Raw genomic sequence first — 16,082 nt, 5'->3', positions numbered from 1 at the left:
ATATTCATAAAGACGGACACCATAGAATTAAAAAGCAGACTTCCATTGCTCTGTATCGATAAACCAACGTTCTTCAAAAATTTTATTGGCATCAAATTTAAAGAGGACAACTAATTGAGATTCTGTCACTTTATCTGATCGCCACTCAACTAATGAAACGACCTCGCCCTGCCCTTCGATATGCCGCAAACCCATAATCTCAAAACCTGGAGGCAGTATTTTATCAATATGGTTTAAAGCCGCTCTAAAATTATGCTTTCCTTCAAGCTGATCAGACTGTCCAGGCATTACAAATGTCATTTCATCAGTATAATCATTTACTAAGTTTTCAAAATCATCTGCGGCTAACGCTTCCCACCCAGACTGCACTACATCAGCTAAGCTCATCATTTCCTCCTAGGCTTCGACTAAAAGCATTATGGGTCTAAAACTAAATAAGCAAGACCTCAATTAACTATAGATGGCTTCCTATTATTTGTAGAAATTGGCTTAAGACTATTCAAAACTGAGTTGGACACTCAACAAGTACACAAAAACTCACTAAATAGTCGATTAAGTATTCAGTTTGTTAATTTTTTATATCCTCACCGGGAACCTAGGGATAGAATTCACGGTCTTTACCTAGTATTGAATTAAAATTTTACGATAATGGCGATGTAATGAGCTTGATAGACTTCATGTCTGATTAAACAATAATATTTCTCATCATTCGACTTTATGCTAGTAAAACTAACTACGGACTCATATATGGGCTCACATACGATCAACACGCATTACAATGCTTCTTTAACACTAAAGCTCTATATTATAGCCGGCATTATTTTTGGCTTGTACGGGAGTCGTGTTTGTCCATTTTTAGAAAGTTTATCTGCTTTAGAAATTTTTACACATGTCAGTATTATATTTTCAATTCTCTTTTTAACTCGTCACTTTTTGCTTAAAAACCATACGCTTGTAAAAGAGACACGGTTAGCCAAGTTAGACAGCGGCCTCTTTCTTATCGCGAGCCTCCCCGTCGCGTTGTATTACAACTTCAGTTATAGCTTTCCCCTAGATAGCAATTTAAAAGTGCTATTTGGTATGACTTTATTTGGTTTTTTTACTGGCACAATACTTCAACTTTCAAGCAAACTGCTGCAGATGGACGAAATGGATAAGTCAGGAAAGTTCGACTTCAACCTAGTCGGCCAAAGAAGCTCCCTTGTTAAACAAATGATTTGGATTGTGGTGCTTCTTCTAATCACCCTTTCCTTCATGCTAACCATGGTTGCAGTAAAAGATGTTTTTTGGTTAGAACAAAACCCAGGAAGAGTATTAGATGGCAGTGGTAAAATAAGTGTTATCAAAGAATTCGTCTTTTTATCTGCTGTGCTTGCAGGTTATGCGATTAGTATCATGTTACTTTGGAGCAAGCTCATCAAACGTATTCTCTTATCTCAAGAGCATTCCTTACAACAAGTTACTCAAGGCAATATAGATGTCAGATTACCTATCTTCTCTCATGATGAATTAGGCTCTATGGCATCACTCACAAACAGTATGCTTGATAGCTTACAGACAGCTCAGTCTGAAGTTAAAACAACGCGAGACGTAGCAATTGTAAGTTTATCCGCTTTAGCAGAATCAAGAGACAATGAAACAGGCGCTCACATTATTAGAACGCAAGAATATGTCAAAGTCCTTGCTGAGCACTTAAGCCTAACGGATAAATATGCATCGTTTCTAACGACTAACTATATCGAATTACTTTATAAATCGGCACCATTACACGATGTGGGTAAGGTTGGGATTCCTGATAATGTTTTATTAAAGCCGGGTAAGTTAACGGACGATGAGTTTGAAATCATGAAAACCCATCCACAAATAGGTGCTGAAGCACTTTCTACGGCCGAAAAACAGCTTGGCAGTAGTTCATTCTTACGTGTCGCAAAAGAGATATCACTTACTCATCATGAGAAATGGAATGGTTCTGGCTACCCAAATCAACTAGCAGGAGAAGACATACCTTTATCGGGCCGATTAATGGCACTAGCAGATGTTTATGATGCTCTGATTTCTAAACGCGTGTACAAACCAGCGTTTAGTCATGACAAAGCTAAAAGTATTATTTTGGAGGGAGATGGAACTCACTTTGACCCAGAAGTGGTTAAAGCGTTTCTAGCAGTTGAAGATCAATTTGTAAGAATTGCAGCTGTCTATAAAGACGCAAAAGACATGGAGTAAAACAATATCAATAAGGCCTATTTTATAAGTGGGCCTTAAATAGCTTAGCTTTATATTTATTTGTGTCATTAATCTTCAATAACCGTTTACTTCCCCTATTTACTTTCTATTCATTAAGCTCATCGCCACTACCAGCCGAGTATTAAGCCCTAAAACCTTGAAATAGTATTCACTTAACTGCATTAATTTTATGCAATCTCTTGATATCAAAGATGAAAACCAACTTACAATTTTTTAACTAGATAGCCATGAATCATATAAAGAATACACAGTGTCGATCAATTTAAGCTGCTACTATTAGATTCAATTTTTACTTATATGACTTATTTGCGAGGGATTATGCACTTACTTAACAACTTATCTTTTAAAAAGAAATTGATACTTCTTGTGATCTTCCCTCTTCTTGCAAGTTTATATTTCAGTTATGCAAAAATAAGTTTACTTGTAGAGTCTCAGGGTCAATTATCAAACATCGAACAGTTATTAAGCCTTACCGTTGCTAATAATGCTTTAGTACACGAGCTACAAAAAGAACGAGGCGCAAGTGCCGTCTTTCTTGGCAGTAACGGCACAAAGTTTAAATCAGAACTTAACGCTCAGCGAAAATTAACGGATAAAGCCAAAGAAAATTTTGATGCCTATCTCAAAAGTTATAATAGTAATAATGTACAAGTAAATTCAATTATTGCTAATATCAAAAATAAGTTATCTCAACTGAGTAACATACGAAATAAAGCTGATAACTTATCTATCAAGCTACCAGAAGCCATTGGATATTACACATCACAGAACAAGGTTATGATTAGTTTAAACGGCCTTCTGCCTACTTTAAGTCCTACAGAAACCGTGACTAACTTTATCGCTTATTACAATTTTCTTGAGGCGAAAGAACGTGCTGGTATTGAACGAGCCGTTGTAAGTGGGGGCTTTGTTCAAGATAAGTTCTCGCCCGCGGCTTTTCAGAAATTCACAACCTTAGTTGCATTACAAAACACCTATCTAGAACAGTTTGAGGTTAAAGCGTCCGTAGAAGCAGTCAAAGCATTCCAGACGACCTTATCAGACCCAAGTGTTATTGCCGTCGAAAAGATGAGGAAGCTTATTGGTGATATTGGCCAACAAGGGCCATTTAATACAGACGCTTCAGTATGGTTTAAAAATGCAACCACACGAATTAACCTTTTGAAGAGCATCGAAAATTTTCAGACAAAAGAAATCAAAGATAAAATAGCATCGTCCTTGAATACTGCTAATAATGATGTCATCGCAAAAATAATCATTGTGTTAGTCGTATTAGTATTAACTGCAATCATAATCACCAGCATTTTATCGAATTTATTAAAACAGCTTAAAGCCCTATCTAATACAGTTGAAAGCCTGAATAATGACTTTGATTTAACATCGCAAACAGAAATCTTTAGCAATGATGAACTTGGAAATGTTGCTAAGGGGTTAAATAAAGCACTAAGCACCTTCTCTCATGCTATTTCAGAAATTAAAAATAATAGCCAATCTCTATCCGCTTCTGCCCACCAATCAAGCAACATTATCAATAACAATGTTGATAGTTTACAAGGTCAACGACATGAAACCTCTCAAGTGGCTAGTGCTGTAGAAGAAATGTCGGCAACAACTCTAGAAGTTTCAAAAAATACTGATGAAGCGATGAACTCAACACATGAAGTGAATAGTAAAACTGTTGAAAGCCAAAAGATTGTTAGTGGTGCATTACAAACCATTAATGAGCTTGTAACTGAAGTTACGGAAGTTGAGGGTCTTATCGCTGGCCTGAATTCAACCGCATCTAATATTACTCAAGTAATCGATGTTATTAAGGGAATCGCAGAACAGACCAACTTACTTGCGTTAAATGCAGCAATTGAGGCCGCACGAGCAGGCGAACAAGGCCGAGGATTTGCCGTGGTTGCAGATGAAGTAAGAACCTTAGCGCAACGGACACAAGACTCCACTATTGAAATAGAGGATATTATTAATAAGCTTCAAGGTGAGACTAATATTGCAAACAATAAAGTATCAGCTACTCAAAAACGTGCTGCTGACAGTATCAAAGGCACTCATCAGATCGAGCTTGCTTTAGATAGCATAGTAACGTCTGTTTCAAGTGTTACTCTGATGATTGAGCAGATAGCCTCTACTGCCGGTGAACAGGTAAAAGTAACCGAGGAAATTAACCATAAGATCAGTGACATTGATGTTAAATCTGAAAGTGTCACGTCTGGCGCGAGAGAAGTCTCGAATGTTGCGAGTGAACAAGCGAATATTGCAGACAATTTAAATAAACTTGCCGCTAAATTTATAGCTTAACCCCTAACAAAATTTAAGTTCGATCATCCTCAACAATGCAATAACCATGTAAAGCATTTTGTTTAGTTACATGGTTATTGGGAGGATTTCTTTGATAAACGCCTCTTATGAATAAGCTCAGAATTTTTATCAACAAGACGTTTAAGAAAAAGCCCACAGCCTTTGAAAGAAATACACACAGAAACTGTGGACTGTTTTGCTCCTTCAAAAAAACACACAGCCTAAAAAAAGGTATCAGGCTAATTTTGTGCTTTTCTAAAGGCGCTTAGTTCAGCTTTTAACCAGTCACTACTCTTGATTGATTTTTGATTATCACAGTGAACTTTATAGTGCTTGCCAGACAGATTACTTTTAGTTGCTGCATATTTTATAAAGTCTTCTGCTGACTGGATATCATCCTGATAATAATCATACTTTTTCCTAATGTGAGCTAGCGCCTCACTGCCATTATGATGCTTACCATTTCTTTCATATTGACAGTCAGTTGCTTCAACATAGGCTAGTAAATGCTTTATTTCATCACTTTGAACAGCAAATACCTGTGTTGATAAAGCCAATACAAAAGGTAAAAGTAAGGCATTTTTAATTACTCGCAAAAACATCTTCTCCGTTACAGTAAAAATTTAATTTCTTATTAAAGTGCTAACTTCTTGCTTATCTCTAACACTCGACGCACCAAATACTTAGCGCTATTAAGATCAACCTCATCAAGGCTGCCATCAAGACTTTGAGCCGTAACACCTAATTGACAGCCTAAACGATTGATTGCTTTATCTGCATCACTGAAAGGTGCGTCTAATCCGACCCATAACATGCCATGTTGGCTGGCTAAGGTCATAAGGTATTGTAAAGTTGTTGCTTGGTCGCCATTAAGGCCTGATCCACAGGTCATACCCGCTGCTACTTTCCCCGACCATTGCTGACTCTCCCAAAAGTCACTGGTTGCATCAGCAAAGGCCTTAAACTGAGCTGCGACACTTCCCATGTATGTTGGAGACGCAAAAATTATTCCATTGCAGGTTTTTAATTTTTCCATAATTGCAGTGTTAACAAATCTACCAGCTTGAATTTCTTGACCTAAAATTCTGTGGCAGATGACTTCAACATTTGTGCTCTGAAGAGCGACCTCCTCACAAGCAGCACTGACAAGCTGGCCAGTTACATCTGTATTAGTGAAATACACAATACCAATTTTTATCATTTCAGCACCTTAAACACGATTAATCCTTTCGATCCTAATTGCCTTATTTAAAAATACCTAATACAAACTGGTAACCTGAAGCTAAATTTTAGTGATTGTGATTTCTTTCCACATTTTCTGACAACTTTATAAGTTATTTGGCTCAATAAAAATTATTTTTAAAAACGGCATTGCTTATTAAACAAGTTGTTAGGGGGTGGATAAGTTGACTGTAAAGCGCATCAGGAAGTGTTTTAAAATATAACTCATATCATATCCTTGGATATAATGATGAAACTTAAAGTCTTTTAACGCTTCTTCAAACTTGCGATAGTCTTCTAAAGTATGCAGACCTACAGGAGACGCACCACCATCACTCATGCCTTTTTTATTCGACCAGACGCGGTTGATGACGATTGGGTTTATGTCCATCTCCTCTTGAAAGTGTAATGTATAGTTGTATTCATGAGACCCGTTATTGTTACATGGCCAAGTTTTCTCTAAAGCAATTTCTAGAATGGGAACACGTTTCTCATATGATGCATATAGCGCCCACCTTGATACTTTGTGGTAAAAATTTTCATCTTTTAACAACTTAGTTCTAACTGTTTCTTTGTCTGTATTAGCTGTCGCACTCGCTTCTGTATTAAATAACTTAAACAATGAAAACCCTGTACTTATCTTGCCTTCAGCTCCAAGGTGAATACGAGTTTTATTCTCTTCTGAATCCTCACAGCCCCATTGTATAGACTCAGTTGATCGTTCAGGCCAGAAAGGAAAGCGAGGCTTTTGTTCTAATGTTTGAATCAAATTAAAGTGGTAATTAAAAATTTTTTCAGAATAAACTTGATGCCCATGAGCAACATAATAAGCATTGTCTTTGAAACTATAATATGGAGACGGATAAATAACTTTATATTCATCCTCATAAGTTCTGGGGTTTTCAACTATGTCTAATTTAAATACATCTCTTGGACTAAAGCTTAACTCACCTAACTTAAGAGGCCTTCTCAAGTAGGCTAATGGCTTACTAATATCGTCATATAGGGTTAAATCACGGCTCTTCATCTCACCCATGATGCCACCTTGTGTTATGACTCTTGAGCGCCCTTTATACCTGTCTTGATAATCAACTTTAACCTTTTTCAATAAGCTTCCAGGCTCGATAAACGCCCTTATATGAGGCGTTTTAGGAACATAAAGAATATGACCTCTATTAACAACCAATTGATCATCAGGCTCTAAATCGTTAGCAAAAGCTTGTTGAGAAATAAGCGTGAGGCAAAACATGAAAGAATACAGGTTCAACTTGGTCATCATTGTGTACATTCCTTGTCATCATGTCAGTTTCTTGAAATGTGAGTTTGCTGAATTTCTTTAATTTATTTTCTTACTTAAATAAAGAATAAAATGTGTGAAAGCCAAATACGAGCCAAATTTGATCAATCTTTAATCAGCACAATTTTTTTATTAAGGCTTAAATAGCATCAACACCCTCAAGGCAGGCTTCAAAACGAGACAGAGGAAAGAGTTTAAATTCATCATCCAATACATTTAATTGTTTAATCCTGTCACAACGTAAAGTACGAACATCCTGCCTTAGCTCGTCCCAAACAAGTACATACCAAACAGGAAAGTTTAATAATAAATAATGCGGTTGAATAATACGCTTTGTTAGTGTTCCGGCTTGGTCCTGATATTGGATTTCACAGGCGGTTTGCATCAAAAAGGCCTGGTGTAACTGCTCGACAAGTTGCACATTATTAGATTCAAGCGTTGCTAACACCATAGATGAAACGCCTTGGCCTATTCTAATCCTTTCTTTTAGACCCGTTACCTTATGTTTCATGTCCGCAGAAAAGGACGCCATTAGCTTATGACGAATTGATTTCAAACTGGCCATAAAAATGGGGGATTGCATTTGTTCTGCAATAGCGAGACTAATCATCAAATCAACCGCTTCGGTATAATTCAATTTAATTCGACCCACTGACCAATTTTGTTGTAAGCGAATGCCTCCACCTCGCCCTCTATCCGCATCAATCGGTAGACCTTGATCACGCAAAATTTGAATATCACGACTTATGGTTCTAGCACTAACTTTAAACTCATCAGCAATTAATGCGACAGTCATGGCATCTCCCGACTTTATCCGGGCTTTAAGGATATCCAAGCGTTGTATTCGTTCTAAAGTATTTGATCGTTTCATAAAACAAATATGACACTAAATGTCATATTTGTCGATAAACTCAATTTACTCTCTAAATTCGCGAATGAGATGACACTTCAACCCATGTTTAAAAGGAAAATATCATGTCAAATCCAGTGACTATTCTCGCTCCGATCAAATTAGCCCAAGGGGTGACAGAAGCAGATTTACTCGCAGCATCAAATACTTTTCAAAAGGAGTTTGTTGATCAAGAAGCTTGTATTTTGAGAAGAGAACTTGTTAAAAAAAGTGATACTGAATACCTTGATATCGTACAATTTACTGATGAAAAAAGTGTATATGACATAATGGAAAAGGAGCAAAGTCACCCTGTATGCCAAGCTTTTTTTGCTTTGATGTCATTCACTGAAGAAGAGCTAGCTACCCCTATGCCAATTTATCAGTCTCTATCAAGCCATCCAGCATAAGTATCATCGTTTTTATGATAGCGGAGCATTGTATATGCTCCGCATTTACCCATAAGCCCAAACGAATAAGAGTTATATATGGACGCATTTAAAAATAAACTGTCGATGGATTTAGTTAAAGTCATTGCCTTTCACCTAGCTAAGCAAATAGATATTTTAATTCAACAGCAAGCTTCAAAGACAAATCCTGTGCTTATTACACCTCTTGATCAAGACACATTCTGTTTTGATATTTCTAAAAAACTTGAAGCATTAGAGCTAAAACAAAGAGCTGAGTTTATTGCTGATGAGATACATAAAAAGCTTCCAAGTGACCTAACTTTCAAATACCAAATAATAAAAGGAATGCTGCACTCAAAACCCCACTCTAACCTAAAGGTTTCACAGCAAAGTGACGAAAATGGTATATGTGGTTGGGCTATGATGTGTATAGGGCCGATTGTAGCTAAACATGGACTGACTGATTTTGATAAAAGCCTGAATTTATTAAAAGAGATGACAGCCTACTTCAGCTGTGAGTTCGATGTACGCCCTTTCATTATAAAAGACCAAGATAAAGCCCTCTCTATCATGTCTGAATGGGTCAATAATGAGGACTACCATGTGCGCAGACTATTAAGTGAAGGCACAAGACCTAGACTCCCTTGGGCAATGCAAATCCCTTCCCTTATTAATGACCCGACTCCTATGATGGCACTTTTATCAGCGCTTAAAGATGATAAAGAAGAATATGTAAGGCGCTCTGTTGCTAACCACCTTAACGATATAGCAAAAGACCACCCAGAGCTCGTCGCCGATACCGCTCATGAATGGTTAAAAGATAATACGTTAGATTCTAAAATAAAGAAGAATAGGGAAAAACTGGTTAGACATGCCTGTCGTACTCTCATTAAACAAGGGCACGTAAAAACCTTAGCGGCTTTTGGTATCAATAAAGCTAAAATTGAGCTTACTCAACTTAATGTATTAGATGAAAAAATTAATGTGGGAGATTATTTAAACTTTGAGATTGCAGTTAAATCCCTTTCTAATGCCCCTCAAAAACTTGTCATTGATTATCTCATTCATCATAAGAAAGCGAACGGTAAACTATCGCCTAAGGTTTTTAAATGGAAAAGTGTCACTTTAGCGGACGAAGAGTGCCAAACGTTCAATAAAGCTCATTCATTTAAGATTATTACCACACGTAAATATCACCCTGGCAGGCATGGAATTTCTGTCAGAATTAACGGTGAAGACTATGGTTATGAAGAGTTTGAACTTGTGTAGGACTAACTTCACATTTTCATGTACTTGCACCTTAGATTAAAACGTAGTTTCATCAAAGCACAGTTTATTAAGCATTAAAGATCAAAGCATGTTTCGAAACACCATATCTATCAGGCACTATAGTCCAACCTTAAAACAACATAGTCATGGTTATCATCAACTGGTATTTCCCCTTCGCGGTTCATTAGATATCAATACTAATAGGCATAATGGTTTTGTTGAAATTGGACAGTGTCTGATTATTAAGGTAAATGAGATTCATGGCTTTAAAGCTCACGAAAATGCCAGATTTATTGTTGCAGATTTACATCATCTACCTGAAAACTTGATGCAGACCAGTTCAGCCGTCTTTACTATTTCAAAACCATTATCCGCATTTTTGAATTATGTTGATTTGCAGTTAGAACATTCTGTTGATGCCGAAATAGAAAAAAGTAGTCTGAGTCTTTTTGAGCAATTACTAGCCCAGCAGGTATGTTTTAAGAATTATGACAAACGAATTGAGAAAGCGATTCAGTATATTAACCAAGACATTGCTTTAGAACATACCTTAGAACACCTTAGTAAACTCGCACATTTAAGTCTTACCCAGTTTAAAAAGGTGTTTAAAGAAAATACAAATATGACGGTTCAAACTTATATCACCGGCCTTAGAATGGAAAAAGCTAAGTCACTATTAGTTCATTCAGATATGCCAGTACAACTTGTTGCAGAAAAAGTTGGTTACCAGAATGCTTCCGCTTTCAGCCGTAAATTTAAAGATTATTTTGGTCAAACACCAAGCGCCTTGTCTCCATAAAAACTCAGTTTTTTTCAAAAGATCGAATTGCGTCCTTTCAGTCTAGATATACGTCTTTTCAGCACATTCTAATAATCTTGAAGCTATACCATAAGCACTTCAATCAAGGTAATAGAAGTAAGCACTATGGCAACTTTATATGGTTTTATTGCAATCATGATGTGGGGCGTTTTAGCTCTATTAGGTACCTATACCAAAGAAATACCAGCCTTTCAGCTGCTATTTATGTGTTTCTTTATCTCAAGTCTCATTTTTGTTTTATACAAGCTTGTAACAGGAAACTTTAAGCTAATCAAAACGGATCTTACTCTAAAGGATTGGCTGGTGGGCATATTCGGGTTATACGGATTCCACTTTTGCTATTTCATGGCACTAAAGTATGCTCAGCCGTTAGAAGTCAGTTTAATTGCTTATTTATGGCCTCTGTTGTTTGCAATTTTTGTGGCAACAAAAGATAAACAAATTCAGGCAATTATTGGCGGTATAACAGGATTTATCGGCATTAGCTTTATTCTTTCGCCCTCAAAAATGTTCAGTTTTAATTGGAACGATTTAGCAGGCTATTTATTAGCGTTTTGCTGTGCCTTAATTTGGTCATCATACTCCTGGTATTTTTCAAATCGTGCTAAAAACAAACAAGGTGAAAATAAGCAAAAGGAGTCTCTATCACAAAGTATTCATGAAATTGGTTACTTCTCAATATTTGTTAGTATTCTTTCTTTGGCATCACATTTTATGCTTGAAACGAGTCAATGGCAGTTCAGCTCTCAGCAATTGTTAGGTGCAACCTTATTAGGACTTGGCCCTGTTGGTGGTGCATTTTATTTGTGGCAACTATCTCTTAAATCAGGCAATCAATTACTTTTATCTTCTTTAAGCTATTGTTCTCCATTATTCACCGCCATTATTTTATCCTCACTCGGGTTAAGTACTTGGACAATCAATATTATTATCGCTGTTGTGATGATTTTAGTGGGTGCCTGTATTTCTAATTTCAGTGGCTTTTTAATCATGAAGTTGAAGAAGAAAAGAATATTGAGTTAACTACCTGAAATGTCACCCTAACTTAGTTTGATTAAGTCACTAAGTTAGGGTGCAACTAACTAAAAGTCAGTACTGTCATTAATGAGGTTTTGATAATGATCTAGTTGGCTACAAACCTTAGCCGTTTGGTTTTGACAAAGAAGACTCATCTGATCATCAGCCTCTCCTATGTCAGCCATCCAAACACCAAAGACTTTTTGATAATTGAGCCATATGGCTTCATCCGTTGCATTGTATTTATTGCGATAACTAATTAATGCATTTAACTCCATTTTATTTCTTGGAGTCGCAAAATAATATTCATTGTTTCCTGCGCTCAAGCAAGCACTTTCAGCTTGATCAAAACTCACCATATCTGGCGCAACGATCCAATTTAATTCCGCTCTGGTACCGTCTTCTTCTACCAATTTACGACAAGCGGGTCTGAGTAAATGGGCGCTTTGTTCCGTTTGAAATTTATCAGTTTCACTAGAAAGCACTGCAGCAGTACCATCAATTACAGTACTTAATGGCTCATATTTATCCCAGCTCCAAACTAAATCATCAGCTGATATAGGGTATTCCCCTTGTTTCTTCCATTGTGAACCTGTTGCACCATAACCATATGTCTCGATGATATTGATCCCTTCATCCATATAATTGACAATGTTACTCGGCAACATGCTCGGATCAGAGTTGCCAGATTTAGTAGCACCGTCTTTAACACGAATAATCAAAGACTTATCTTTATTAATAATGTCAGATTCATCTTTAGCATTTTCAACATCACCTAATGAAAAAATACGATCACTGGTCTTAGTATTCTCATAGCATTTATCTGTATAGAGGATGATTTTTTTACCTGAAGCATGCACTTTAGATTTTGTTAAGTTTGAAGGGAGATCCTTACAACCCTTGCCATTCAGGTCAGGGAAACTCACATCATTTAGAGAATTTGGCATAAAATAAAAGTCATCAAATTCATCAACTTTTTTAATCACTTTATTTATGTTGTCTTCAGCGCTTGCCATCATCTCAAGCTTCAACAGAATCACATTATTTGGATTGTCTTGAATCCATTCAATAATATCTGATAATGCATTTTCAAATTTACGACTGCCAGTAAAGTTTTCAATACAGGCTCCCCACATATCAACATTGTTGTGGCAAACACGCACCTCACTCCAAGTATAATGAACATCAAGTACAAGAGATCTTACACCTTCATCAAGCTGCTCCTTTAATCCTCGACTTTGATTTAAAACAGAACTATGAATATCATCGTCGTCATTATTAGAGTTAGAGTTGTGCGTACCTGGCCAAGTTGACTGATTGAGTGGTGCATCATTATCTAGGCTATTTTGTAGTGAAAGACTTCTTATCCCCCACTCTTCAAGCGTTTCGGCTGATAATGACATGCAAAATATACAAAAATAAAACACTAAAAAGGCGTTAAATCGTTTAACCATTGTATGTTCCTTATTTTTTTACCTTAATTCGATAACGCGTTATCAATCAATTTTATATATAAGTTGGACATACTATATTTTTGGTTATTTCTTGGCCATTTCATTAATTAATCAATCATTGTAATTTGTAAAACTGAGAGGGTATTTTTTACCTTTTTAATTGAGGCCTGGCCTTAACAAGGCAAAAAAGTCTCATTAACCAATACTTAGAAAACCTAAATATTAGACTTTTTATTTATTATTAAATGAAGCCCTTTGAAGGTAATAAATTAACGAAGGACTCTTAACGTTTCCTTCATTTTTCTAACAGTTCTGAGCAATGCGCCACATAACACCGCTTGGGTCCAGCATAATAAAATCTAACATGCCCCACTCTTGTTCTGTGATATCAGTGATTTTAGTATCATATTTTTCTACAACACCTGACTCAATTAAGTTTTGATGCCATGCACCTATATCTTCAACTAATAAATGCATTACTAGGTTTTCAGCTAATGTTTTTTCATAAAAATCTTGTAACAAGAAGCTAACGTCACCTAAATGATAAAAAGCCACACCTTGAGTATCAGATGCTTTTGTAAAACCGATCTCAGAATAAAAGGCTTTTGATTGTGTGTAGTTTTTTGAGGGAACAAAGGTTTTGAGAGCGATAACAGATAAATTTGCCATGTTAGCTTCCTTATTAAACTTGAGAGTAGTAATGAACATCAATAAAGCTCATGCTCACTCTACAATTAATAAAGCGCCATCATCCTGAATTGATTCATATTACCGATTGGATTTTAGAATAACCAAAACGATAATGATTACCAATACTATTTATGCATTTGCACATTTAAACTCATTTCTATTAATTCACATTTTTTAGACATAAAAAAAGGCACCTAAGTAGGTGCCTAAAAAGTAAATCAACCAAATCAACATATAAACAATTTAAACCTAATTAGGCGTAACCTAATTAATTCCACTGCATCCATCAGACATTTAATTTCCATACTCATTGAGCTTTCCATGCAACTCACAGGCGAGCTATTTAAATGTTCGATCGTACAAAGACAATTAACTTGTTTGTACATGATTAGGTTAAACATTATGACTTATCATTAGTATTACCAAATATTACAACGAGTTAGACGTATATGAGCACATCTTAAACAGTAAATACTTCGGCTTGTTCAGCTAAATAACTTACCTTGCCGCTAATATTACGAGCATTATCTTCAATACGATTAATTGCACCAGTATCATTTTTTAACTGAGTTGCAATTTGCTCCATATCTTGGCTCATGGTTGTGGTAGTTTGCGCCACCTGCTCAATTGAAGCGGCCATTTCAATGCTTGCACTAGAGCCTTTATGAGCACTTGATTCGATATCATGCATAGCTATTTCTGCTTGTTCACTAAACTTTTCTATGGCATCAAGGTTTTCTTGGCTACTCGCCATTTTATCAATTGCGGCTTTTGTTGCGGTTTGAATACTGCCAACAATGGAAGATATCTGAGAAGTCGCATCAACCGTTTTACTCGCAAGTGAACGAACTTCATCAGCGACAACAGAGAAACCTCGTCCCGCATCACCTGCCCTAGCTGCTTCAATTGCTGCATTAAGCGCTAACAAATTGGTTTGACCAGCCAATTCATTAATCATGCCTATTACACCATCTATATCAGCTGAAAGCTTGCCTAGCTCGTCAAGCTGCGCACTTGTCTCTCCCACAATAGACACTGTCTCACCGAGATTACCGAGTACTTCTTTAATGGTTTTTGATCCATTCTGTGCAGATTCATAAGTTTGCTGCACTTGCTCTTTCATATCTTGCGTCACACTAAACACACTTGAAACACTTTGGGATATTTCTTCAGTGGCGGTAGCCAAGGTACTTGTTTGATTACTTATTGAACCATTGCTGTCACTAATGTGTGCAACAGCATTATCTAGCTCTTTGACCATAGCATTTACATCTTGGCTAGTTAGTACAACGTTTGATATCACGTTACCTAGCCCATCAGTCATTCCATTTAATGATGTCGCCAAAGCATCAAATTCATCATTTCGCTTCTTATTTATTTTTGCTCTAGCAGTTAAATCTCCAGCTTGAACTTTTGCTAAATCGATACTTAAATGCCTTAGGTTTGATTTAACACTTTTCACTATGGCAAAAAGAATAATTGAGGCAAATACAGCGATCACTAAACTGGCAATAATTAAACTAAAGCTCGCCATTTGAGATTCTTGTGCAGATACTTTTTCAGCTCTTTTAACCTGCTCAGCTAGCATGATAGAAATCTTATCTCTTTGTTCATCAAGTGCTTTTTTTGTAGCAGAAAAGCTAGCACTCAAATTTTCTAATTGATTATTCGCAGCACCGTAATCTTTAACAGCTTGTAAGTAAATTGGTGGTAATTCACCAAACTTTTTTAATAGACCAAAGTTCTTTAATCGAGCAAAGTAATCATCATAGGATTTGATAAATATTTCGAGATTTTCAGCTGAAGAATCAAGTTGGTAGTTTGTCGCTTTTTTATTCATCAAATCAAATTTTGCGAGGACAAAACTTACCGACTTTATTTGACCATGAATTTGCTCACTTAAGGAGGCAACACTGGCTTTTAAACCTGTTGTTTGGCTAAAGCCAAGCACTTGTTTTGCTAAAACTAAGCCTTTTAGTTCTTGATAATAATTTAGATTTAGCACTTTACCTTGATTCAGCTGTTCCAGCATAACATCAGAATATATGCCCTGCTCTGTTTGATTGCTTTCAAGGTTTAGCGCCATTTCACGCTCTTGAATTAATGATATGAAGCTTTGAGCGGTATTTTCATCCAATACTTGCAATTGATCAGACAGTCGAATCATTCCAACATAATCATGTTCGGTTTTAAGCTGTAAATTTGAAAATATTTTTTGTTCAGCATTTGCTTCATTCAACATTTTCAAACCATCTAACGCCACCAGCGTTAGTATAATAAAACCCGAAATAGCAGATACAAATAAGGTAATTAACTTTAGTTTGAAACTCATATTTGCCAACATATAACCCCCTTTTAATTTTCGTAGACAAGGCCCAAACAGCTTTAGTCCAGCAGAAAGTTAGATTCTAAAGTGAACTTTATTGATTGAATTAGCACTTTTAACAATTCACAAAGCTGATATAGC

General features: G+C 36.3%; 14 protein-coding genes. 6 read left to right on the top strand and 8 right to left on the bottom strand.

The window, feature by feature from the left end; genetic code table 11:
* Positions 1–27: 27 nt before the first annotated feature.
* Positions 28–387 (bottom strand): nuclear transport factor 2 family protein, encoded by a 360-nt coding sequence (locus TW85_RS11955; protein ID WP_046017340.1) that lies wholly within the window; start codon positions 385–387, stop codon positions 28–30.
* A gap of 360 nt (positions 388–747) precedes the next feature.
* Here TW85_RS11955 and TW85_RS11950 point away from each other — a divergent pair, with 360 nt between their 5' ends.
* Both TW85_RS11950 and TW85_RS11945 read left to right on the top strand, forming a co-directional pair.
* On the top strand, positions 748–2,223 hold the full coding sequence (locus TW85_RS11950; RefSeq protein WP_046017339.1) for an HD domain-containing phosphohydrolase: 1,476 nt from the start codon (positions 748–750) through the stop codon (positions 2,221–2,223).
* Positions 2,224–2,562: 339 nt separating this feature from the next.
* On the top strand, positions 2,563–4,548 hold the full coding sequence (locus TW85_RS11945; RefSeq protein WP_046017338.1) for a methyl-accepting chemotaxis protein: 1,986 nt from the start codon (positions 2,563–2,565) through the stop codon (positions 4,546–4,548).
* A gap of 239 nt (positions 4,549–4,787) precedes the next feature.
* Here the strand turns inward: TW85_RS11945 and TW85_RS11940 are convergent, their stop codons facing one another.
* The 4 genes from TW85_RS11940 to TW85_RS11925 all read right to left on the bottom strand — a co-directional run bounded on the left by TW85_RS11940 (position 4,788) and on the right by TW85_RS11925 (position 7,937).
* Positions 4,788–5,144 carry a DUF5329 family protein gene (locus tag TW85_RS11940; RefSeq protein ID WP_202904858.1) on the bottom strand — a complete coding sequence of 119 codons (357 nt, stop codon included), beginning with the start codon at positions 5,142–5,144 and terminating at the stop codon, positions 4,788–4,790.
* Between the two features lie 38 nt (positions 5,145–5,182).
* Positions 5,183–5,749 (bottom strand): flavodoxin family protein, encoded by a 567-nt coding sequence (locus TW85_RS11935; protein ID WP_046017336.1) that lies wholly within the window; start codon positions 5,747–5,749, stop codon positions 5,183–5,185.
* A gap of 189 nt (positions 5,750–5,938) precedes the next feature.
* Positions 5,939–7,048 carry a hypothetical protein gene (locus tag TW85_RS11930; protein ID WP_046017335.1) on the bottom strand — a complete coding sequence of 370 codons (1,110 nt, stop codon included), beginning with the start codon at positions 7,046–7,048 and terminating at the stop codon, positions 5,939–5,941.
* Positions 7,049–7,205: 157 nt separating this feature from the next.
* Positions 7,206–7,937: a WYL domain-containing protein gene (locus TW85_RS11925; RefSeq protein WP_046017334.1), complete on the bottom strand. Its 732-nt coding sequence runs from the start codon at positions 7,935–7,937 to the stop codon at positions 7,206–7,208.
* Between the two features lie 104 nt (positions 7,938–8,041).
* On the opposite strand from TW85_RS11925, the gene TW85_RS11920 reads away from it, so the two are divergent.
* The 4 genes from TW85_RS11920 (at position 8,042) to TW85_RS11905 (ending at position 11,477) form a co-directional block, all read left to right on the top strand.
* Positions 8,042–8,365, top strand: a complete 324-nt coding sequence (locus tag TW85_RS11920) for a hypothetical protein (protein ID WP_046017333.1) — start codon at positions 8,042–8,044, stop codon at positions 8,363–8,365.
* Between the two features lie 78 nt (positions 8,366–8,443).
* Positions 8,444–9,634, top strand: a complete 1,191-nt coding sequence (locus tag TW85_RS11915) for a DNA alkylation repair protein (protein WP_046017332.1) — start codon at positions 8,444–8,446, stop codon at positions 9,632–9,634.
* Between the two features lie 88 nt (positions 9,635–9,722).
* The gene (locus TW85_RS11910; RefSeq protein WP_046017331.1) at positions 9,723–10,433 is read left to right on the top strand and encodes an AraC family transcriptional regulator; all 711 of its coding nucleotides are present in this window, start codon (positions 9,723–9,725) and stop codon (positions 10,431–10,433) included.
* A 126-nt stretch (positions 10,434–10,559) separates the two neighbouring features.
* Positions 10,560–11,477, top strand: coding sequence for a DMT family transporter (locus tag TW85_RS11905; protein ID WP_046017330.1), 918 nt, complete (start codon positions 10,560–10,562; stop codon positions 11,475–11,477).
* Positions 11,478–11,536: 59 nt separating this feature from the next.
* Here the strand turns inward: TW85_RS11905 and TW85_RS11900 are convergent, their stop codons facing one another.
* The 3 genes from TW85_RS11900 to TW85_RS11890 all read right to left on the bottom strand — a co-directional run bounded on the left by TW85_RS11900 (position 11,537) and on the right by TW85_RS11890 (position 15,959).
* Positions 11,537–12,925, bottom strand: coding sequence for a hypothetical protein (locus TW85_RS11900; RefSeq protein WP_046017329.1), 1,389 nt, complete (start codon positions 12,923–12,925; stop codon positions 11,537–11,539).
* 303 nt (positions 12,926–13,228) lie between these two features.
* Positions 13,229–13,594: a VOC family protein gene (locus TW85_RS11895; RefSeq protein ID WP_046017328.1), complete on the bottom strand. Its 366-nt coding sequence runs from the start codon at positions 13,592–13,594 to the stop codon at positions 13,229–13,231.
* A gap of 481 nt (positions 13,595–14,075) precedes the next feature.
* Positions 14,076–15,959: a methyl-accepting chemotaxis protein gene (locus TW85_RS11890; protein ID WP_046017327.1), complete on the bottom strand. Its 1,884-nt coding sequence runs from the start codon at positions 15,957–15,959 to the stop codon at positions 14,076–14,078.
* Positions 15,960–16,082 lie beyond the last annotated feature (123 nt).

The organism is Marinomonas sp. S3726, from assembly GCF_000967665.1.
Lineage (GTDB): Bacteria > Pseudomonadota > Gammaproteobacteria > Pseudomonadales > Marinomonadaceae > Marinomonas.
Note: the sequence above shows the minus strand (reverse complement) of the source record. Positions and strands in the feature narration are given on the sequence as shown.

Excerpts from the sequence above, each read along its gene's own strand:
- TW85_RS11955 (WP_046017340.1), bottom strand. The coding sequence starts at position 387 with ATGAGCTTAGCTGATGTAGTGCAGTCTGGGTGGGAAGCGTTAGCCGCA.
- TW85_RS11950 (WP_046017339.1), top strand. The coding sequence starts at position 748 with ATGGGCTCACATACGATCAACACGCATTACAATGCTTCTTTAACACTA.
- TW85_RS11945 (WP_046017338.1), top strand. The coding sequence starts at position 2,563 with ATGCACTTACTTAACAACTTATCTTTTAAAAAGAAATTGATACTTCTT.
- TW85_RS11935 (WP_046017336.1), bottom strand. The coding sequence starts at position 5,749 with ATGATAAAAATTGGTATTGTGTATTTCACTAATACAGATGTAACTGGC.
- TW85_RS11930 (WP_046017335.1), bottom strand. The coding sequence starts at position 7,048 with ATGATGACCAAGTTGAACCTGTATTCTTTCATGTTTTGCCTCACGCTT.
- TW85_RS11925 (WP_046017334.1), bottom strand. The coding sequence starts at position 7,937 with ATGAAACGATCAAATACTTTAGAACGAATACAACGCTTGGATATCCTT.
- TW85_RS11920 (WP_046017333.1), top strand. The coding sequence starts at position 8,042 with ATGTCAAATCCAGTGACTATTCTCGCTCCGATCAAATTAGCCCAAGGG.
- TW85_RS11915 (WP_046017332.1), top strand. The coding sequence starts at position 8,444 with ATGGACGCATTTAAAAATAAACTGTCGATGGATTTAGTTAAAGTCATT.
- TW85_RS11910 (WP_046017331.1), top strand. The coding sequence starts at position 9,723 with ATGTTTCGAAACACCATATCTATCAGGCACTATAGTCCAACCTTAAAA.
- TW85_RS11905 (WP_046017330.1), top strand. The coding sequence starts at position 10,560 with ATGGCAACTTTATATGGTTTTATTGCAATCATGATGTGGGGCGTTTTA.
- TW85_RS11900 (WP_046017329.1), bottom strand. The coding sequence starts at position 12,925 with ATGGTTAAACGATTTAACGCCTTTTTAGTGTTTTATTTTTGTATATTT.
- TW85_RS11895 (WP_046017328.1), bottom strand. The coding sequence starts at position 13,594 with ATGGCAAATTTATCTGTTATCGCTCTCAAAACCTTTGTTCCCTCAAAA.
- TW85_RS11890 (WP_046017327.1), bottom strand. The coding sequence starts at position 15,959 with ATGTTGGCAAATATGAGTTTCAAACTAAAGTTAATTACCTTATTTGTA.